This is a genomic window from Ochrobactrum soli (assembly GCF_003664555.1).
Classification (GTDB): Bacteria; Pseudomonadota; Alphaproteobacteria; order Rhizobiales; family Rhizobiaceae; genus Brucella; species Brucella teleogrylli.
The window spans coordinates 53,703-73,946 of sequence record NZ_RCHH01000015.1; the positions used below are offsets into that span (position 1 = coordinate 53,703).

Consider the following 20,244-nt stretch of genomic DNA (forward strand, 5'->3'; position numbering starts at 1 on the left):
TCCTATAAAATAGGGGGGTATACTATTTTTGACGTTTCGACAAGAAGTGGAATCGGATGTTTCAGATGATGGGAATTAATCTCGATCAGTTCGCACTGCTTTAACGCGTGTGGGAAAATGCCAAAAACCTGCACCTTTGGAGGTAGGTTTTACGCCTGTTTATGGTGGGTTTCGTCCGTTTTGCCGGAATATTCAGCGGGGCATGATCGGCTAAGATCAGAAACGTAGTCTTGGGGCAAAGCGTTCGAAACGACGAATTTCCACGTAATGGCGAGCGGCGTTTCGGGTTTTCAATCTGCGCATCGTGCTTTGCAAAACTCCGCACTGGTTTTCGGGCCGATGTTCAACTGCATTTCCGGCAAAAGCGCGCGGCGCTTGATGCTGGCGATGCGTCGAAACAGACAGACGGAGCGGAGGGACTTATGTCGACAGAACAACAAAACAGGCATTCACCACGCAATCGTGCGCGACGCCATTTTTTAGGAGTGGCGGGCGCTGCTGCCGCAAAGGCCGCCGCGCTTGGCGCTTTGGCGTCGTCTTTCACAACGCCAGCCCGCGCCTTGGGGACGAAATGGTGGGAGGATGGCGGCGGTGACGGTGGCAGTGGCACCAATTGCCTTTTGAAAGGCACGCTGGTTGAAACAATGAGCGGACCCGTTGCCGTGGAAAACCTGGCCGTTGGCGATCTTGTCGTGACCGCCAATTGCAAGGTGGTGCCGGTGAAATGGGTCGGCTGGCAGCGCTATAGGAAGGGCGGTGTGGAATGGGGCGAGGACGTGATGCCGATCCGTATTGCACGTCACGCGCTCGACCGCATGACGCCGCGACGCGATCTTTATCTGTCGCCCAACCATGCGCTTTTCATCGACGGCGTTTTGATCCGCGCCAAGGATCTCGTCAACGGGCGTTCCATCACGCGTGTCCCGATGGAGCAAGCAATCGACTACTACAATATTCTGCTCGACAGCCATGAAGCGATATTCGCCGAAGGGGCTGCGGTGGAGACCTATCTGCTGCTGGGCGACAGCTATAAAAGCTTCATGAACTTCGCCGAATATCAGGAGCTTTATACCGACGAGCCGAACATCGTGATGCAGCCCTTCGCGCCGATCATGGGCTATGAGGGCGGACGCGAGCATATGCGCGCTTTGTTGTGCCTGAGCGGTGTTCTGCCGATGCGTGACGTGGTGGAGGAAACCTATCAGCGTCTGGCTTTGAGGGCCGGGGAGCAAATAGTGTAAGGGGAGCGGTCTGCAAAAATGCAGGTCGAAGAAAGGCGAGGCGCCAAATGGCGCCTCGCCTTCATTTCATATCCGATCCATCAGCGCATACCATGACAGCGCAAGGAAGAGCAGCGGCGCGCGGAATGTGCGCCCGCCGGGGAAGGCGGGAATGCGCAGTTCTTCGAACAGTCTCAGTTTGTCGCGCTTGCCGGAAATGGTGTCGGCATAAAGCTTGCCCATGAAATTCGCCAGCATCACCCCATGGCCGGAATAACCGCCTGCCGAAATGACGCCGGGCATCACTTCGCGGACAAAAGGCTGGCGCGGCATGGTTATGCCGACCGAGCCGCCCCAGGCATGGGTGATCTCGACATTGCCGAGTGCGGGATAGATTTCAGCGATCTGGCGGCGGATATGCGTGCTGATCTCACGCGGATTATCCGCCGTATAGGCTTCGCGACCGCCGAACAACAGTCGCCCATCTTTCGAGCGGCGGAAATAGCGGACCACAAAGCGGGAATCGTCGACGGACTCGCCGCCCGGTATCACCGGGCTGTCGTCGCCCAGCGGCACCGTCGCGCCGATGAAGGAGCGGATCGGCATGACATGCGATGCGCTGGTCGGTTCCAGCGTTCCACCATAAGCATTGACCGCGATGAAGGCATGTTTCGCAACAATTGTGCCCTTTGTGGTCGCGACTTCCACACGCCCGCTGGACGTGCTTATCCCCGTTGCCCTGGTGTTTTCATAAAGCTGCGCACCCGCCGCTTTCGCCGCCTTGGCCGTGCCGATGAGCAACTTCAGCGGATGGATGTGGCCGGTGCCCGCATCATAAACGCCCCCGTGATAGCGGCTCGACCCTAACAGAGAGGCGGTTTCATCGCGGGTGACAAAACGCAAATGCGGATAGTGGAAGCGGCTCTGCATCAGTTCCGCATGGCGCTCATATTGCTTGAGATAGCGCGGCTTGTGCACGACGGAGATCTGTCCGGGGACATAGTCCATGTCGATCTGATGTTCGCTCGCAAAGGCGAGCAGATAGGCTTTCGCTTCTTCGGCCACATCGAACAGGGCCTTGGCGCGCTCGAAGCCATATTCGGCTTCAAGGTCTTCTGCCCATGTGCGCTGACCGGTGCCGAACTGGCCGCCATTGCGCCCCGACGCGCCATCGCCGAAGCGTTCGGCCTCGATCAGAACCACATCTGCGCCCTGTTTCGCCAGATGATAAGCAGCCGAAAGCCCCGTATAGCCGCCGCCGATGATAACAACATCGGCCTGCCGCGAACCGTCAAGTTCCGGATATTCTGGCCGCTCGGGCACGCTCGCTTCGTACCACGAAAGGCCGGGGGAGATTGGGGACTGGTGGGGCATCGGCGATTCCGCGCTTTAAGGAAGTAGGGGAATAGGGGAGTAAGGGAATAAGGGAATAAGGGAGTGTGTTAGCCGTCCGATAGCTTGCGAATGAGAAGCCTAAGTAATTTTCCAATACTCTCACTCTTCGCCATGATCGGATCGATAGTGTCTTGTTTGATGAATCCCAATCTCTCAGCAATCAGTATATGGGTTTCCACTTCTTTCAACGAACCTTGCGCGATACGCAAAAAGTTCTGGTAGGCGCCACGTGTATCCCGCCCGTAACCTTCCGCTATATTCGCCGGAATTGATACTGCTGCGCGACGCACCTGACTTGTCAGCCCATAGACCTCTTCTTTTGGCCACATCTCCGTCGATTTATAGATTGCCGTTACCAGCTCCATTGCCTGCTGCCACGCAAGAATATCGCGATAAGAATTGATTGCCATATCTATGCCCCCGCATATTTTCTACTCCCCTACTCCCCTACTCCCCTACTCCCCTACTCCCCTACTCCCCTACTCCCCTACTCCCCTACTCCCCTACTCCCCTACTCCCCTAACCTACACATTAAGCAACAGGAACTCGCGTTCCCACGGGCTGATGACTTCCATGAAGGTTTCGAACTCGGCGCGCTTGATGGCGGCATAGGTCGTGACGAAGGAGCTGCCGATCAGATTGCGCAGTTCGTCGTCCTTTTCGAACAGTTCCACGGCGTCGATCAAGCCGCGCGGCAGCTCCACTTCCTTGGTGTTGACGCTCGTGGTGGCGGGCTGTTCCGCCTCGATCTTGTTGACGAGACCGATCAGGCCGCAGGCAAGCGAAGCTGCCAGCGCAAGATAGGGATTGGCGTCGGAGGAGGGGATGCGGTTTTCCACGCGGCGCGCATTGGGGTCTGAGCGCGGCACGCGGAAGGCCGTGGTGCGGTTGTCATAGCCCCATTTAACGTTGACCGGCGCGGAAGCGTCCGGCGTCAGGCGGCGATAGGAATTTACATAGGGCGCGAACATCACCAGAGCATTCGGCACATGGCGCTGCATGCCGCCGATGAAGTGGCGGAAGGCTTCGCTTTCGCTACCGTCTTCGTTGGTGAAAATGTTGCGGCCTGTTTTCTTGTCGACGATCGACTGGTGGATATGCATCGCCGAGCCCGGCTGGCCCTGAATGGGCTTGGCCATGAAGGTGGCATACATGTCGTGCTTGAGCGCCGCCTCGCGGATCGTGCGCTTGAACATGAAAACCTGATCGGCCAGTTCGACAGGATCGCCATGGCGCAGGTTGATTTCCAGCTGACCGGCGCCTTCTTCGTGGATCAGCGTGTCGATCTCCAGACCCTGACCCTCGGAGAAATGGTAGATATCGTCGATCAGTTCGTCGAACTCGTTGACGCCCGCAATCGAATAGCCCTGTCCGCCGCCAATGGCGCGGCCCGAGCGACCGACCGGCGGGGTCAGCGGATAATCCGGGTCGGGGTTTTTGCGCACCAGATAGAATTCGATTTCCGGCGCAACAACCGGCTTCAACCCGCGCTTGTTGTATGCGGCGACGACATTGCGCAGCACGTTGCGCGGGGTGAATTCGACCAAGCGTCCGTCCTGATAGACCAGATCGCAGATTACCTGCGCCGTCGGGTCAGATTCCCACGGAACCGCCGACAGGGTGGAGAGGTCGGGCAACAGTCTGAGATCGCCATCGTCTTCGGGATAGTGGAAGCCGTAGCCGTCTTCCGGGTAATCGCCGGAAATCGTCGTCATGAAAACGGCGGACGGCAGGGCCAGCGATGTGTTGGACGTGAACTTCTTGGACGGCATCATCTTGCCGCGCGCAACCCCCGCCTGATCGGGGGTGATGCATTCGATGTCTTCGATATCCCGCCAGGCCAGCCATTCGGTTGCCTGCTTCCAGTTCTTCACCCCACGCAGGGATTTGACATAGGCAGGCGTACGGCGACGCGGCGCACGCGTAACCTTCTTTTCCGTCGTATCAGCAGACATCCATCACCAGAAAATGATTTCGATGGGTGCATGATAGCTGCGTCGGCTGTGGTTGACAAATGGGGCCAGCAGGCTTTTTTGGGAGCCGGAAAACGGGTCTGGCTGGCAGGGTTGTGGTGGTCTTAAAGGCCGAACCGCGCCTTCAATTTCCGAAAATGCTCTTTGATCTCGTCCGCGAGGAGGTCGTCCAGTTCCCGAATGTGACTGAGGGCATGCAAGCCGACCTGCCTGATCTGCTCCATGGTCAGACCGATTGCTTTCAGCGCGGCGAGCCCCTTCAGCAATGCGCCGATTCTCTCGCCCGCAACACTGCCGGCTGCGTTGGCGACCCAGCTGAGCAATCCGCCTTCGGTGCTTCGTGCCATGACATCATTGGCGTTTGCCAATTCCGCCGCGCCCGGGATTTTGTCGAACAGGCGCGCCGCAAGGTCTGGCCTCTCATGTTGCACGACGGAGAACATGATCCCCGCAACGCGTTCGGCGACCGCAGAGTCGATGCCGGTCTTCAATGCGACGCTATCGATGATGGACTGGACGGACATTTTATCCTGCGTGATCCGGGCGGTGTTGAATGCCCAGAATGATCAGGATCGTTGCGGCTTTCTACGGTCAGAAAAGACAGGAGCATGCAGGAGCACCGGACCGCAACTGTTCTGTCCTTGACGCCCGGGTGATGAGGGGCTGATGCGATTGCCGTTACCATTGAGACCAAGCTGCGTGGAGCCTTGGGAACAGGTAATCCGCCGGACCTTCCGCATCCTGGCAATTACCTGCTGACGCGAGAAGCTTGGGCTGATGCCCAAGCTCCATCTGTGAGTTCTTACTTAAATGGGCACCACTTGCCGAAAGGTGTTACGATGCAAATAATGCTCTTGGCCTGGCCGTCCGCGGAAAGCTGGCTCTGAGAATCCTGAAGAGGGCTTGCATAAGATTGCCCAGCAGTAGCAGCCATGGTTGCAAGTGCAAGTGTCGTGTATACAAAATATTTCTTCATAATATAGATCCTAATGTTAATTTTAAAATTAAATGTTAATTAATGCATCTAGAGTTAAGCACAATGTTTTTCGATTTATACATTCCAATAATGAATTATTTTTTTGCAAGATATTTCATATTCGTTTGAAATTGATCTTATTGGCATGCTTTGTCAAAAAAGCACGGCGTCAATAACGATTGAGTGCGGCCTGAAATTTCTGCGTAAATCTGTGGCGCTGTCTGGAACGCCCGGTGTTCTTCCCTTCGCGAGCGTCAGCATGTCGTCTGACTGATATGGGATAGAATAAAGAAAAATCTGCGGGAGGCGTTGGCGGAGGACGTTCATGCGCTACCCGCAGACAATCGACCTCTTTATAGTCCCGATTTGCGGGGCGAGCATAACTCTCGGCTATCAACGCATATGGGAAGCTTGAGATCTGCGGAATTTGGGTTCGATACTTGCTGCGCTTTTAACGCGTTAGCATTCGCATCTTTAACAAACGAATATTTTTGCCCGAATGCCAGTGCTATAAGCGCCGTCGCCAGAAATATGAGAAGTGAATTCATAGGAATATCCTTATGCTTATTGGGTGCCACTTGCGTTTATGAATACCAGCATTCGAGATGGAGAAATCCCTTCTCGTAGAAGCAAAACAAATCGTTGATAAGGCCGCGCACCGCTTGATCCGGGCGCATATCTGCAGTCATTGCAGCGGCGGCGGAATAGTTTGTTTCGGCAATTAAAGCGCTTGAAACAATTGAAAGAATGAAGATATACTTACGCATATTTTTCTCCTTTTCGCTATATTGCGCTTTTATTGAAAACACATAATTTATTTTACTTCGATATCCAATATAGAATTAAATTTATATTCACAATTATTCAAATTTCGATAAATGCTGTATTTATTGAAATAGCGTCTGTCGGTTGCCTGTTTTTCTTTTCCGGTGCAAAAAATCCCCGGCTGGAGGGGGCAGCCGGGGTGGAGTTCAGGCAAGGAAGGCATGGGGCAGAGAGCCGGTCAAAGCCTTTTGAAGGCGTTGGCCGGGGTGGGATTGCTGCCGCCGCCACCGGCATGAAGAATAGTTATGGTGGCGACGGCGATTGTCAGGATCGTCATCATTTTTCGTGAGTGACGATGACGGGGATCAAGAGATCGCCCCAGTTACCGCCGCCATTCCCGTGTTGCCGAAGGCACACAAAATAAAAGAACATGGTGGCGACGGCGATTGTCAGGATCGTCATCATTTTTCGTGGGTGACGATGACGGGGATCAAGAGATCACCCCAGTTACCGTCGCCACCATGATGCCGGGCGGAGCGGACCAGTTCCACCGAGACGCCTGCCTCGACCGCCTTCATGACGGTGTAGTTGAGGCGATGCAGATCGTTGGCGAGCATGCGGATAACGGTCTGCTGATCCGTGGTCATGCTTGACGATTGTTCTTCTGCTCTTTCCTTGACGCGTGCTGGCGAATTCATGGAACTGTTCCTCCTGTTTTATGGCCGGTGTTACTCAGCAGCCGGTCTGAACTGTGCTGTTTCAGTTGATTCCTTCATGGCGGTGGTCGAAGACTGGCCGCCGGTGATTGCAAGCGACACGGCATCGAAATAGCCGGTGCCGACTTCGCGCTGATGCTTGGTCGCGGTGTAGCCGTTGGCTTCGGCTGCGAATTCCGCCTGTTGCAGTTCGGAATAGGCTGCCATCTGCCGGTCCTTGTAGCCGCGTGCCAGTTCGAACATGCCGAAGTTGAGCTGGTGGAAACCGGCCAGCGTGATGAACTGGAACTTGTAGCCCATCGCGCCCAGCTCGCGCTGGAACTTGGCAATCGTGGCGTCGTCGAGGTTCTTCTTCCAGTTGAACGACGGCGAGCAGTTATAGGCGAGCTTCTTGCCCGGATGCACCTTGTGCACGGCTTCCGCGAAGCGGCGAGCCTGTTCGAGATCCGGCTTGGATGTTTCCATCCAGATCAGATCGCAATAAGGCGCATAGGCAATCGCACGGGCGATACATGGCTCGATGCCGTTCTTCACCTGATAGAAGCCTTCCGCCGTGCGGCCCGCATCGTAATCGACAAAAGGCTTGTCGCGCTCGTCGATGTCCGAGGTCAGAAGCTTGGCAGCTTCCGCATCCGTGCGGGCGATGACCAGCGTGGCCGTGCCCATCACATCTGCCGCAAGGCGCGCCGCGTTGAGGTTACGGATATGCGCTGCCGTCGGGATCAAAACCTTGCCGCCAAGATGGCCGCACTTCTTTTCCGAAGCGAGCTGGTCTTCATAATGCACGCCTGCTGCGCCGGCCTCGATGAAAGCTTTCATGATTTCAAAAGCGTTCAGTGGTCCGCCAAAGCCTGCTTCGGCATCGGCGACGATCGGGGCAAACCAGGTGTCGACCGAAAGTCCCTTGCCTTCGGCGGTTTCGATCTGGTCGGCGCGCTGCAAGGTCTTGTTGATGCGCTTGGCCAGTTCCGGGGCCGCATTGGCCGGGTAGAGAGACTGGTCCGGATACATGGCCGAGGCCGTGTTGGCATCCGCCGCAACCTGCCAGCCGGAGAGGTAGATCGCCTTCAGTCCGGCGCGAACCATCTGCATTGCCTGATTGCCGGAAAGCGCGCCCAGCGCGTTGACGAAATCTTCCTCATGGATCAGCTTCCAGAGGCGGTTCGCGCCCATTTCAGCCAGCGAATACTTGATCTCCACCGAACCGCGCAGCCTTTTTACATCTTCGGCCGTATGCGCACGTTCGATACCGTCGAAACGACCCTTGGGCGCCGAAGGAATAAGGCTGTAAAAATCTGTCATTTCGGTGTCTCCTCACACTTATCACTGGTTTTTCAAGAGCGGTTGGTCGCTGCTCTTTCTGTGACTGAATTTACATTCGCAGTCGGTGGGACGCTAGAAAAAGCAGCAAATACGCCTGATAATTGAAGTTAAGCTGTCGGAACTTTGACGGACTGGCTCTGTAAATTTGTAAAGATTGTCAAAAGTAGAATTTACGGCTATTTTGTCATGAATTGTAAAAGTCGCCGTTGCGGGTTTGGGAGGACGGAGTTGAGCGAACGCAAGATTTTTGCCGGACCGCGCATCAGGCGTATTCGCAACGAGCGGTCCCTGACGCAGACGGCTATGGCCGAAGCGCTCGGCATTTCACCGTCCTATCTCAACCTGATCGAGCGCAACCAGCGGCCCTTGACGGTGCAGCTGTTGTTGAAGCTCGCCAGTGTTTACAAGCTCGATCTCGATAGTTTGCAGGCAGAAAGCGGCGCGACGATCACCGGACTGAAGGAAGTGTTTTCCGATCCGCTTTTGACCGGCGAATTGCCGGGCGATCAGGAACTGGTGGAGATTGGCGAGGCGGCCCCCAACGCAGCTGTGGGTATAATGAAGCTTTATCGCGCCTATCGCGAACAGCAGCAGCGCCTGTCCGATCTCTCGCAATTGCTGTCGCATGAGGGGAGCGCTGCGCAGCTTTCCGCCACGCGCCTGCCGCTGGATGAAGTGCGCGATGTGATGGCGCGACGGCCCAATCATTATCCGCGTATCGAGGAAGAGGCGGAAAGTTTTTTCGCGTTGTTGAAGCCGGATGGCGATCTGTCGGCAGCTTTGAAGGATTGGCTGCGGCGTGAGCATGGCATCACGGTGCGCACATTGCCTGTCGCTACCATGCCCAATTGGCGCAGGCGCTATGACCGCCATTCGCAACGCCTGTTCATTTCGGAGCGTCTGTCGCCTTTCGATCAGTTGCAGGAAATCGCCATGGAGGCGGCGCTGATCCGTATGCAGGTGGTGATCGGCGCAGAGACCGAAGGGCTGAAACTGTCTTCCGGTGAAGCAAAGCGCATCGCCCGGTTCGAGCTGGCGCGCTATGCCGCGCAGGCGCTGATGATGCCCTATCGCCAGTTTCGCGATGCTAGCGTGCGGATGCGCTATGATGTCGATGCGCTGCGCTCGCGATTTGGCGTTTCGTTCCAGCAGGCGGCGAGCCGGCTGACGACCTTGCAGCGGCAGGGGGCGAGCGCGCTGCCCTTCTTCGTGATGGAAATCGACCATGCCGGCAATCGGCTGCGCGTTGCAGGCGCCGAGGGGTTTCCGGCGCGGTTTGGCGGCCAGTGCCCCAAACTGCCGGTCTATGCGGCTTTTGCGCAGGCGGGGCAGGTGCTGGTCGAACCGGCGGAACTGCCAGACGGGACGGCATTCCTGACCATTGCCCGTACGCTCGAAGGGCCGCAAGGCGCATTTAATGAGCGCCCGCGCCGCACCGCGATCCTGCTTGGCTGCGCGCTCGATGCGGGGGAGGAAACCGTTTACGGCGGAGCTATCGCCAAGGCTGGCAATACAGGGATCGGCCCCGCCTGCCGTTTGTGCGAGCGGCAAGGCTGCGTGACCCGCGCCGAGCCGCCGCTGACGCGTCCGCTGGGGCTGGACGAGATGGTGGCGGGGCTTTCGGCATTCGACTTTCAGTGACCATAAAAACACGAGTGCATTTTTTATGTTCGTGATGGCCGCAGGCGGTTGACGAAACCGGTGCAATCTAAAAAAGTGCAATCAAGGAATAGTATATCCAAACCTGTACCTGCACCGGAAATGAGCGTGTAGAATGGAGCAAAAAATGGGGATCAAATCCTTCCTTCTGGCCACAACCGTCGTGACGAGCGTTGTCGCCGCCGCCACATTCTCCGCCAGCGCGCAGGAGCGGGTGGTCAATATCTATAACTGGTCGGATTATATCGACGATTCCATCCTGAAGGATTTCACCAAGGAAACCGGAATCAAGGTCGTCTACGACGTCTATGATTCCAACGAAATCCTCGAAACCAAGCTTCTGGCTGGTGGCAGCGGTTACGATCTCGTTGTCCCGTCGGGCGAATTCCTGGGTCGTCAGATTCCAGCTGGCGTGTTCCTGAAGCTCGACAAGGACAAGCTGCCGAACCTCAAGAACATGTGGGATGAAATCTCCACCCGCGCTGCCACCTACGATCCGGGCAACGAATACTCGGTCAATTATATGTGGGGCACGACCGGCATCGGCTACAACAAGGCCAAGATCAAGGAAGCGCTCGGCACGGATACCATCGATTCTTGGGATGTGCTGTTTGACCCCGAAAAGTCGGCCAAGCTGAAGGATTGCGGCATTTATCTGCTGGATTCCGCCAGCGAAATGCTGCGTCCGGCCCTGAATTATCTCGGTCTCGATCCGAATTCGCCGTCGCCGGACGATCTGCAGAAGGCGCAGGACCTTTATCTGAAGATCCGTCCGAATATCCGCAAGTTCCATTCGTCGGAATATATCAATGCGCTGGCCAATGGCGATATCTGCATGGCGATTGGCTATTCGGGCGATATTTTCCAGGCGCGTGACCGCGCCGAGAAGGCCAATCAGGGCGTCGAGATCGGTTACTCGATCCCGAAGGAAGGCGCTTTGATGTGGTTCGACCAGATGGCGATCCCGGCTGACGCCAAGCACGTGCCGGAAGCGCTGGAATTCATGAATTACATCATGCGTCCGGAAGTGGCGGCCAAGGCTTCGAACTATGTGTTTTACGCCAACGGCAACAAGGCGTCGCAGGAATTCATCGACAAGGAAATCCTTGAAGATCCGGCGATTTATCCGACGGACGACGTCATGAAGAAGCTGTTCGTGCCGACGCCTTACGACACCAAGACCCAGCGCGTCGTTACCCGTGCCTGGACCAAGATCGTCACAGGCCAGTAATAATCGAACGCTAGAGCATTTCCAGCAAAAGTGCGTAGCGGTTTTGCGTAGGATAATGCGTAAAAATAAATAGATAGAGCGGTTGCCCGATTCCGTTTTAACCGGAGCCGCTCTAAGTCGGGGTGTGATCCCGGAATGCCCTTGGGCATGACATTGTGAAGAGCGGCTCACTGTTGGACAGAGAGCCGCTCTACGTCTTGTAAAACCTGACGAAACATCGGGCACGGCTAGATCGATAGGGGAACGGAATGGAATCTTTTGGCAGCTTTCGCCGCAAATTTGCACCCTGGAACGATCCGGCGGCCAAGCCCTATATTTCTTTCGAGAATGTGACAAAAATCTTCGGCGATTTCACTGCCGTCGATGATCTGTCGCTGAATGTTTTCAATCGCGAATTCTTTGCGCTGTTGGGTGCTTCCGGCTGCGGCAAGACCACGCTGATGCGCATGCTGGCAGGCTTTGAGGAGCCGACATCGGGTCGCATCACGCTGGACGGTCAGGACATGCGCGGCATTCCGCCTTATAAACGCCCGGTCAACATGATGTTCCAGTCCTATGCGCTGTTTCCGCATATGACGGTGGAGAACAATATCGCCTTCGGCCTCAAGCAGGACGGCATGGCGAAATCTGAAATCGATGCGCGCGTTGCCGAAATGCTCAAGCTGGTGAAGCTGGAGCAATATGGCAAGCGCAAGCCGCATCAACTGTCGGGCGGCCAGCGCCAGCGCGTCGCGCTCGCCCGCTCCGTCGCCAAGCGCCCCAAGGTGCTGCTGCTCGACGAGCCGCTTGGCGCGCTCGACAAGAAGCTGCGCGAGGAAACCCAGTTCGAACTGATGGATTTGCAGGTCAAGCTCGGCATGACCTTCATGGTCGTGACCCACGATCAGGAAGAAGCCATGACCATGTCCGACCGTATCGCGGTCATGGACAAGGGCCGCATCAAGCAGGTGGCGACGCCAGCGGAAGTCTATGAAGCGCCGCGTTCCAAATTCGTGGCCGACTTCATCGGCAATGTGAATATCATCGAAGGTGAAGTCGTGAAGGCCGCCAATGGCGAGGCGGAAATCGCCACCGAAAAATTCGGCTTCCATATCCAGACCGAAACCCGCGAGGAGCTCAATCCCGGCCAGAAGGTCTGGTATGCGGTGCGCCCGGAAAAGACCCGCATCTCGCGCAGCAAGCCGGAAGAGGCTGCGGTCAACGCCGTCGAGGGCGAGCTTTGGGATATCGCCTATTTCGGCGACATGACGGTTTTCCACGTCCGCCTCGACAATGGCCGCACCATCAAGGCCGCGAGCCTCAACGCGGTCCGCAAGACGGAAAATCCGCTGACCTATGACGAGCGCGTCTGGGTCTCTTTCGATACCGATGCCGGTCTGGTGCTGACCGCCTGAGGAGGGCAAGACCATGCAGAAGCTGATCGCTTCCATTGCCAGCCGCCTCGTCATCACGGTGCCCTATTTCTGGCTGCTGGTTTTCTTTCTCGTCCCGTTCTTCATCGTCTTTAAGATTTCCCTGTCGGAAGTCGCGATGGCGATCCCGGCCTATATGCCGACTTTCGATCTGACGCAGGGCTTTGCGGCGAACTGGGAGAAGATCAAGCAACTCTCCTTCGATAACTATTTCTGGCTGCTCGACGATCCGCTTTACTACAAGGCCTATCTGTCGAGCGTCCGCATCGCAGCCATTTCGACCTTCCTCACGCTGCTTTTGGCCTATCCGATGGCCTATGGCATTGCGCGCGCGCCGACGACGATCCGCCCGACGTTGCTGATGCTGGTGATCCTGCCGTTCTGGACCTCGTTCCTGATCCGCGTCTATGCGTGGATCGGGATTCTGAAGCCGGAAGGTTTGCTGAACCAGTTCCTGATGTGGCTCAACGTGATCGATACGCCGCTCAACATTTTGAACACAGATACGGCGGTCTTTATCGGCATCGTCTATTCCTATCTGCCCTTCATGGTGCTGCCGATCTATTCGTCACTCGAAAAGATGGATTATTCGCTGATCGAAGCGGCGCAGCACCTGGGCTGCACGCCGTTTGCCGCCTTCTGGAAAATCACTTTTCCGCTGTCGCTGGCCGGTGTTCTGGCGGGCTGCTTCCTTGTCTTCATCCCGGCTGTCGGCGAGTTCGTGATCCCCGATCTTCTGGGCGGATCGCAGACCTTGATGATCGGCAAGACGATCTGGAGCGAGTTCTTCTCCAATCGCGACTGGCCAGTGTCGTCCGCTGTGGCGGTGGTATTGTTGATCCTGCTGATCGTGCCGATTGTGATCTTCCAGCAGGTGCAGGCGCGCCAGCAGGAAAAGGGGAAATAAGCGATGAACAACAACTGGTCCCGTTTCAATATCGCATCGGTGGTTGTCGGCTTCGCCTTCCTCTATCTGCCCATCGTGCTGCTGGTCATCTATTCCTTCAACGAATCCCGGCTGGTGACCGTCTGGGCAGGCTTCTCGACCAAGTGGTATGGGGAACTGTTCCGCAATCAGGCGCTGATGGATGCGGCATGGGTGACGATCCGCGTCGCCTTCCTGTCGGCAACGATTGCAACCGTGCTGGGCACGCTCGCGGCACTGGCGCTGACGCGCTATACCCGCTTTCGCGGTCGCATCCTGTTTTCCGGCATGGTCTATGCGCCGCTGGTCATGCCAGATGTCATCACTGGTCTGTCGCTTCTGCTGCTTTTCGTGGCGATGAATTTCGACCGCGGTTTCTGGACGGTCACGCTGGCGCATATCACATTTGCCATGTGTTTCGTCGCCGTCGTGGTGCAGTCGCGTCTGGTGAGCTTTGACCGTTCGCTGGAGGAAGCGGCGATGGATCTTGGTGCGCCGCCAGTTACAACCTTCATGAAGGTCACCCTGCCGGTGATCCTGCCTGCGGTGGTGTCCGGCTGGATGCTGGCTTTCACGCTGTCGCTCGACGATCTGGTGATCGCAAGCTTCACGTCAGGGCCGGGCGCAACCACCCTGCCAATGAAGATTTACAGCCAGGTGCGCCTTGGCGTGACCCCGGAAATCAACGCGATCTGCACCATCCTGATTGGGCTGGTGACCACAGGTGTCATCGTCGCATCCATCGTCAACAAGCGCCGCGAAGTGCAGCGCCGCCGCGATGAGCAGGCGGCATTCCGTATGTCTTAAAAAAGGGGAAGGGGCTTTATTGCCCCGATGCGCCCGATCCCGCCGATCCCATTGAGGACGGGGAAATGAAAGGCCGGTCCCAGGAACCGCCGACAAAGAAATGCAGCGGCGGCTTGGCGGGCGTGGCGTTTTCAGCTGGCGCGGGCGCTGGCTGGCCTTCCGTTCCTGCCTGCGGTTGCTGTTGCGGCGTTTCCGGCTGGCTGTTGGGGAAGATGACTTCGCCGCTCAGCGCAAGACTGCGATCCACGAAAGGCACGATGCCCGCCAGATTGAGCGTGCCATCGGATGTGTCGAGGCGCGCGCTTTCCAGCGATGCCACGCCTTCGGAAAGATTGGCCTTGAGGTCGAGCCGGTTGAAGGCCAGCGCAACATTATCTTTCCGTTCCAGCGCGAAGAAGCGCTCGCTCTCTGCCTTGGTCAGAAAATCCTGAACGGCAAATCCCTGCATCTGACCGTTGTTCAACTGCACGGATACATTGCCCTGCGCGCCGGAAAGCAGGCTGGACCAGCGATTGACCGGCCCCTTCATGAACAGCGAAACATTGCCCTTGCCGCTGATGAACGGCTTTTCGAAACCAAGCGCCGTGAGAAACTGCGTGCTTTCAATATCGCTGGCGTTGAACCGCAATTCGCCCGTGGCGCTCTTGAGATCGCGCACGATCTGCACATTCGTCTGCAAGGTGCCATTGAACGCTTTGGCGTCGCCAATGTCGAAAATTGCGCGGCCACCGCGAATCTGGATCGCCGCCGCAACACCCGTCAGCGCCACAGGGCCTGCCGTAGCATTCTGGGCGGAAAGGCGCAGGTCGAATTCGGAGCGGTCGAAGAAGCTGGTATTGATGGTGTCGACATTGCCGCGATCATTCGGCGCGCGCGCGGTTGTATCCGGCAAGGGCACGAAAGCGGCAAAAAGGCTGCGCAGGTCCAGCTTGTCGAAGGCGAGCGTGCCCGTGACGGCGGGCTGTTCCTGTTCAAGGCCGATCTCGATCACGCCTTTGGCGAGGCTGTCACCGGCGGTCATGTTCACATCGGCAAATTTCCAGCGCTTTGGCGTGGCGGTGATGGTGGATTCCAGCGAGAAAGCCCCGACTTCCGAGCTGCCGGCAATCGGCGGCAGGCTCAGCCACCGCACCGCGCCGCTCAAGGACGGCGTCTTGGCGCTGAGGTCCCCTTCGAAGAAGCGGTCTTCCGAAATATTGGCCTTGCCCTGAAAGGTCAGGCTCAGCGGATTGGCCGTGAGGCTCGCCGTTACGTCGGACGTGCCGCCTGCCAGAAGCGGCAAAGCCTGCGCTGCCGTGATACTGAATTGCGATTCTTCGTTGCGCCATTTGCCGCTGCCGCGCAAGGTCGCTGCGCTCGACGTCTGGGGCCATTCCAGCGTCATGTTCACATTGGTCAGTTGGTCGTCTTTCGCGGTGTCTGCGCCGTTTTCGGCACGCGGAAACGAAACCGTGCCGTCGCGCACCACCACACGGCCAAAAGGCTGCGATGCCTGTTCGGTGGCCTGCGTGTCGTTGTTCGTGCCGCGCTGTTGCAAGGCGCGCTGGGCGCGGATGGCCGTGCCAAGCCGACCGTTGGAATTGGCAATGGCATCGAGCAAGGCAGGGAAATTGGAAACCGGCCCATCAAGATTGACATGCGGGCGCACGATCTGCGTTTCCGAAAAGGAAATATGTCCCATGATCGCATCGAGCGGCGACAGTTCCACATCGATGCGGGCGGCGCTCATGAAGGGTTTCTGGCCCTGATCCGTCATCTTGCTCAAGGTGACGCCGTTCAGCGAGGCGCGCAGCATGGGGAAGACTTTGAGGCGCGGGGCTTCGCGCAATTCCACGCTATAGCCGGTCCAGGCGCTGATTTCCTGCGCCACACGCACGCGGATTGCGTCGGTCGAGACGATGAAAGGCACCACGGCCAGCAAGGTCGCTGCAGCCGCGGCACAAAGAATGACGAGCGCGATGACAAGGCGTGCGAATTTAGGCCAGCGCATCAACCATCCGATCCCTAATTCCCCTTACTATCGTTTAAACGAGCGAAATCACAAAGCAAAGCCGCCTTCGCAGATTCGGTTTAGAACGGTTCTTCCTTCAAGGGAATCGCTCAAATTGTTTTCGCGCAGTTCCTGACGCAAAACCGTGTCACAATTTTGCTGGCAACGCGCTATGGTTAATCAATTGTGTGCTGAAATTTAACCCTGATTTTACAGTGGCTACCAATGCGTAAATTTGGAACGGTGAGATTAATTTCGCATTAACTGGGATTATGCGAGAAAGCGTTAACACAACGGGTAATGATCGAGCCGCCGTTTCCGGCATCCTCTTGCAAGTTGCTATTGTGTCTTTGTCTCTGAGTTTCTCGTAGCGCCGGTTTTATCCGGCGCTTTTTTTTGGTCTGGTTATGCTGAGACTGATTAGTCAGCCAGAACCCTTGTTGGCGGGAAAAGGATTTCCACAACAGTGCCGCGTCCAGGCGTCGAGTCGATAGCGAACTGGGCGCGGTTGGCTTCGACCATCGCCTTGGTGAGCGGCAGGCCAAGGCCGGTGCCCTCATTGCGCCAGTCGCGCGACTGCTCGCTTTGGCGGCGCTGCGAAGCGTTCACCTGACGGAACGGCTTCAATGCCTGTTCGACTTCAGACTTGGTCATGCCGATACCGGTGTCGCGCACCCGCATGGCCACGTCGCCATTCATCTCATAGCTGGTCGAAACGATCACCTGACCACCGGGCGCGGTAAACCGCACCGCATTGGACAGGAGATTGAGCGCCACCTGCTTGATCGAACGCGCATCGGCGACGATGTCGGGTAGATTGGACTGGAAACTGGAGCGGATGATGATGCGCTCGCGGTTCGCCTGCGGCTGCATCAGCGCAATCGCCTCGGCAATCGCATCGTTGAGCGACACCGCTTCAAACTGCATTTCCAGCGCACCGGCTTCGATCTTGGAAATATCCAGCAGGTCGTTGACGAGCGCCAGCACATGATTGCCCGAGCGGTTGATATCCCGCAGGTAATCGCGATAGCGGTCATTGCCGATGGGGCCGAATTTCTCGTCGGCCATCAGTTCGGAAAAACCGATAATGGCGTTGAGCGGCGTGCGGATTTCATGGCTGATGCGCGCCAGAAAATCGGTCTTCTGGTTGGAGGCGCGTTCGGCCTCCTTGCGCGCATTGGTTAGTTCTTCCTCGGTGCGCTTCCACTGCGTGATATCGCGCAGCACGGCGCAGAAACCACGCTTTTGAGGCAGCTTGCCGATGGTCATGAAGAGCGGGATGAAACCGCCCTTGGCTTCACGACCGATCACTTCGCGTCCGTCATTGAGCACGCTCAGCACGCCATTGCCCGAAAGTCCGCTCAGATAATCCATCGCGGCGCGCTGGCTTTCAATGGCGAACAGCATAGAGAAGAACTTGCCTTCCGTCTCGTCGCGGTCATAGCCGAAAAGTGCGGATGCCGAATGGTTCATCGAACGGATGCGCCCTTCCGGGTCGATCAGCACCACGCCGTCGGTTGCCGTGTCGAGGATGGTTTTCAACTCATCCACATGGGCTTCCAGCGCCTGCTTTTCTTCGTCGTCCGTGACGGATTGCGGCACGGTTGCCTCGACAGGTGCTGGCGCGGCTGGGGTTTCTGCAACCGGCATGAGGCTCAGCAACAGGGCGCGACCGTCTTGCCAAGCAATCGCATTGAGATGCGCATCGACGGGCTGTTCGCTGCCATCGGCACGGCGCAACACCATGCCCTGGCGGGGCGCATTGTCGTCGCTCTCGCTGTTGAACAGCGCTTCCACGCCGCCCGCATGGCGAATGTCCTCAATGGCGTCATAGCCGGTCAGGTCGAGCAGCGCCTGATTGACATAATGCACTTCATCGCCGGAATGAATGATGACCGGAACCGGCAGATTGGCCAAAAGGGCTGTCTCGTCGATGGCCACCGTTTCATGCGCGGCATGATCCGCCTGCGGCTCTTCGACCTGTGCAAGGGGGATATCTGCAACCGGTGGAACCGGCGTCGTTTCCGCCGCCACGTCTTGCGTCTCAACGGCAGGCGCCTCGCTCTGTGTGCTGGAAAGTCCCTGTTTGCGCAGGCGATCGGCGATTTCGCGGAACGCATTGCGCTCGGTCTTGGTCAGCCCGCCTTCGGGACGCTGTTCGCGTTCCCTGACTTTCAGGAGCTTCGCCTGATCGGCGGCCACCTTTTCCTGTGCAGCCGCATTCAGAAGGTTGATCACCTTGTCGGAATCGCGACGACCGGCTGTCGGCGCAATATTGAGCGGCGGCTTCGGCAGAATATCACCGGGATGATCGTCATTGGCGATTTCTTCGGTCAGCGCCAGCACGTCGTCATCGGGAGCATCGGCGTTGATGGCATCCTGAATTTCCGGTTTGCGCTTTTGCGGAATGCCTCCGGCCAGAGCGAGGCCGATTTCTTCCGGGTCTTCCACCGCTTCGTCAGGCCGCACGAGACCAAAACCGCGAAAACCGATGAACACGCGATCACGGGAATAGACCGGTAAAGCGGCCAGTTCCACCGGCACGCGCAGATTGGTGCCTTCGACCGGCCACATCAGCCGCTTGCCCGACCAGGTGTCGCGTTTGTTGAGCAGCGAAGCAATGCTGCCATCATGATCGAAGCCGAACACATTGGCGACATCGCTGAAACGGCGTCCGGTGACATCAGCCGCGTTGGGGCCGACGGTTATGCCGAACTCCGGCGAAATTTCGCTGAACACAGCGTCGGCGCTGGTTTTCCAGATGAAGCGGGCAGGCGGCGCATCCCGGTCGAACTGGAAGCCCTGTGGCTTTGGCGTTTCGACTGCGGGTTCGGCGACCGGCTCTTCCCGAAGGGTTGTTTCCTGTTCAGGGAGCATCTCTTCAAGAATTTCTTCCGCGCCTTCAGGCTGCTGGGCAGCTGGCTTCGCCACGGCCTGCGCCGGGGCTTCAGCAACGATGCACAGAAGATGCAGAGCGGGTGCGTCGATCAGCCGGGCAATGGCGCCCGGAACCGACTGGCGGCCAGCGCGGATGCGGCGCTTGACGATGCGGTCAGCCGCATCGGCGACTTCCACGACCAGATCTTCAAGCGTTCCGGCGGAAATATCGAGCGCGGCGAAGCGCGGGCTTGCGGCAATGACCTTGCAGTCGGCATCGATCAGCGCGACATGGGTGTCGTCATCGCTCAGACCGGCAATGATGTCTTCCGCGTCGCTCGATGTGCCGCTGGTGGTCATCGCAAGACCGGCCACGCCATCGGGCAGGACAATATGGGATATCCAGAGACGCGTCAGTTCCGAACGCAGGCCACCGCCAAGACGCACGGACACGGAGCGGGGTTCAGCGCTGTTATCGTCGCTGGCGGCTGCAATCTGCCGGCGTGTTGAGACGGGCAGATCAATGGCGCTGCCGATCATATCCTCGATACGGTCAAAGCCGAACAGCCGGGCTCCGGCACCGTTCACCCAAAGCACAGCCGACAGGTCGCGCGTCAGCACGATCTGCGCATCGCCCTTGGCAAAGCCCTCGCGGATAGTATCCAGCGCGGCAATATCGATGAATGGGTATGATCCAGACATACCGGTCCTTATCTGTTCTTTCGACCGCCCCGTCGTAGCCATTAACCGCCTGTTAATAAGCTCACTGAGGCCGCGGGTCCATATTTCCATACGGTATGAGCCCGATTTTCTGTTTCATTAGTTAATGCCGGAAAGGCAATTTTACAGGTTGCGGTCAATAATCCGGTTGTTCACAGCCAGCCAGCCGCGATGGTTACCAGTCTGTCTAGATTATCGGTGGCATTGGACATTGAATCCGACAATTGGGAATTTCTGAAAAAAAGCGCTATAATC

16 protein-coding genes are annotated in these 20,244 nt (G+C 57.3%); 7 read left to right on the forward strand and 9 right to left on the reverse strand.

The features are described 5' to 3' along the window. The first annotated feature begins 422 nt into the window (after positions 1–422). Positions 423–1,241, forward strand: coding sequence for a Hint domain-containing protein (locus tag D8666_RS19500; protein WP_121539087.1), 819 nt, complete (start codon positions 423–425; stop codon positions 1,239–1,241). Between the two features lie 66 nt (positions 1,242–1,307). Here D8666_RS19500 and D8666_RS19505 read toward each other — a convergent pair whose 3' ends face one another. From D8666_RS19505 to D8666_RS19525, 5 genes are all read right to left on the reverse strand, one after another. Continuing rightward, positions 1,308–2,594, reverse strand: a complete 1,287-nt coding sequence (locus D8666_RS19505) for an NAD(P)/FAD-dependent oxidoreductase (protein ID WP_121539088.1) — start codon at positions 2,592–2,594, stop codon at positions 1,308–1,310. Between the two features lie 68 nt (positions 2,595–2,662). After that, positions 2,663–3,025 carry a four helix bundle protein gene (locus tag D8666_RS19510; protein ID WP_109367039.1) on the reverse strand — a complete coding sequence of 121 codons (363 nt, stop codon included), beginning with the start codon at positions 3,023–3,025 and terminating at the stop codon, positions 2,663–2,665. Between the two features lie 114 nt (positions 3,026–3,139). Next, a complete protein-coding gene (locus tag D8666_RS19515) occupies positions 3,140–4,570 on the reverse strand; it encodes a glutamine synthetase family protein (protein WP_109367040.1) in 1,431 nt (476 codons plus the stop codon). A gap of 122 nt (positions 4,571–4,692) precedes the next feature. Continuing rightward, positions 4,693–5,112, reverse strand: a complete 420-nt coding sequence (locus D8666_RS19520) for a hypothetical protein (protein ID WP_109367041.1) — start codon at positions 5,110–5,112, stop codon at positions 4,693–4,695. A gap of 1,036 nt (positions 5,113–6,148) precedes the next feature. Next, entirely contained in the window at positions 6,149–6,331 is a 183-nt protein-coding gene (locus D8666_RS19525) for a hypothetical protein (protein WP_109367042.1), read from the reverse strand. Positions 6,332–6,363: 32 nt separating this feature from the next. Between D8666_RS19525 and D8666_RS24030 the strand changes: the two genes are divergently transcribed. Next, positions 6,364–6,678 (forward strand): hypothetical protein, encoded by a 315-nt coding sequence (locus tag D8666_RS24030; protein WP_124916082.1) that lies wholly within the window; start codon positions 6,364–6,366, stop codon positions 6,676–6,678. A gap of 112 nt (positions 6,679–6,790) precedes the next feature. Here D8666_RS24030 and D8666_RS19530 read toward each other — a convergent pair whose 3' ends face one another. Both D8666_RS19530 and aceA read right to left on the reverse strand, forming a co-directional pair. Further along, positions 6,791–7,027 carry an SMc00767 family acetate metabolism repressor gene (locus tag D8666_RS19530; protein ID WP_006473055.1) on the reverse strand — a complete coding sequence of 79 codons (237 nt, stop codon included), beginning with the start codon at positions 7,025–7,027 and terminating at the stop codon, positions 6,791–6,793. 30 nt (positions 7,028–7,057) lie between these two features. Next, positions 7,058–8,347 carry an isocitrate lyase gene (gene aceA, locus D8666_RS19535; protein ID WP_109367043.1) on the reverse strand — a complete coding sequence of 430 codons (1,290 nt, stop codon included), beginning with the start codon at positions 8,345–8,347 and terminating at the stop codon, positions 7,058–7,060. Between the two features lie 249 nt (positions 8,348–8,596). Here aceA and D8666_RS19540 point away from each other — a divergent pair, with 249 nt between their 5' ends. The 5 genes from D8666_RS19540 (at position 8,597) to D8666_RS19560 (ending at position 14,402) form a co-directional block, all read left to right on the forward strand. Further along, positions 8,597–10,009: a helix-turn-helix domain-containing protein gene (locus D8666_RS19540; RefSeq protein ID WP_109367044.1), complete on the forward strand. Its 1,413-nt coding sequence runs from the start codon at positions 8,597–8,599 to the stop codon at positions 10,007–10,009. A gap of 145 nt (positions 10,010–10,154) precedes the next feature. After that, positions 10,155–11,258: a polyamine ABC transporter substrate-binding protein gene (locus D8666_RS19545; RefSeq protein ID WP_109367045.1), complete on the forward strand. Its 1,104-nt coding sequence runs from the start codon at positions 10,155–10,157 to the stop codon at positions 11,256–11,258. A 248-nt stretch (positions 11,259–11,506) separates the two neighbouring features. Continuing rightward, on the forward strand, positions 11,507–12,652 hold the full coding sequence (locus D8666_RS19550) for an ABC transporter ATP-binding protein (protein ID WP_121539089.1): 1,146 nt from the start codon (positions 11,507–11,509) through the stop codon (positions 12,650–12,652). A gap of 13 nt (positions 12,653–12,665) precedes the next feature. Beyond that, positions 12,666–13,577, forward strand: coding sequence for an ABC transporter permease subunit (locus tag D8666_RS19555; protein ID WP_121539090.1), 912 nt, complete (start codon positions 12,666–12,668; stop codon positions 13,575–13,577). Positions 13,578–13,580: 3 nt separating this feature from the next. Continuing rightward, the gene (locus tag D8666_RS19560; protein ID WP_109367048.1) at positions 13,581–14,402 is read left to right on the forward strand and encodes an ABC transporter permease; all 822 of its coding nucleotides are present in this window, start codon (positions 13,581–13,583) and stop codon (positions 14,400–14,402) included. A 16-nt stretch (positions 14,403–14,418) separates the two neighbouring features. Here the strand turns inward: D8666_RS19560 and D8666_RS19565 are convergent, their stop codons facing one another. Both D8666_RS19565 and pdhS read right to left on the reverse strand, forming a co-directional pair. Beyond that, entirely contained in the window at positions 14,419–16,392 is a 1,974-nt protein-coding gene (locus D8666_RS19565; RefSeq protein ID WP_121539091.1) for an AsmA family protein, read from the reverse strand. Between the two features lie 420 nt (positions 16,393–16,812). Beyond that, on the reverse strand, positions 16,813–19,971 hold the full coding sequence (gene pdhS / locus D8666_RS19570) for a cell-division control histidine kinase PdhS (RefSeq protein WP_121539092.1): 3,159 nt from the start codon (positions 19,969–19,971) through the stop codon (positions 16,813–16,815). Between the last annotated feature and the right edge of the window lie 273 nt (positions 19,972–20,244).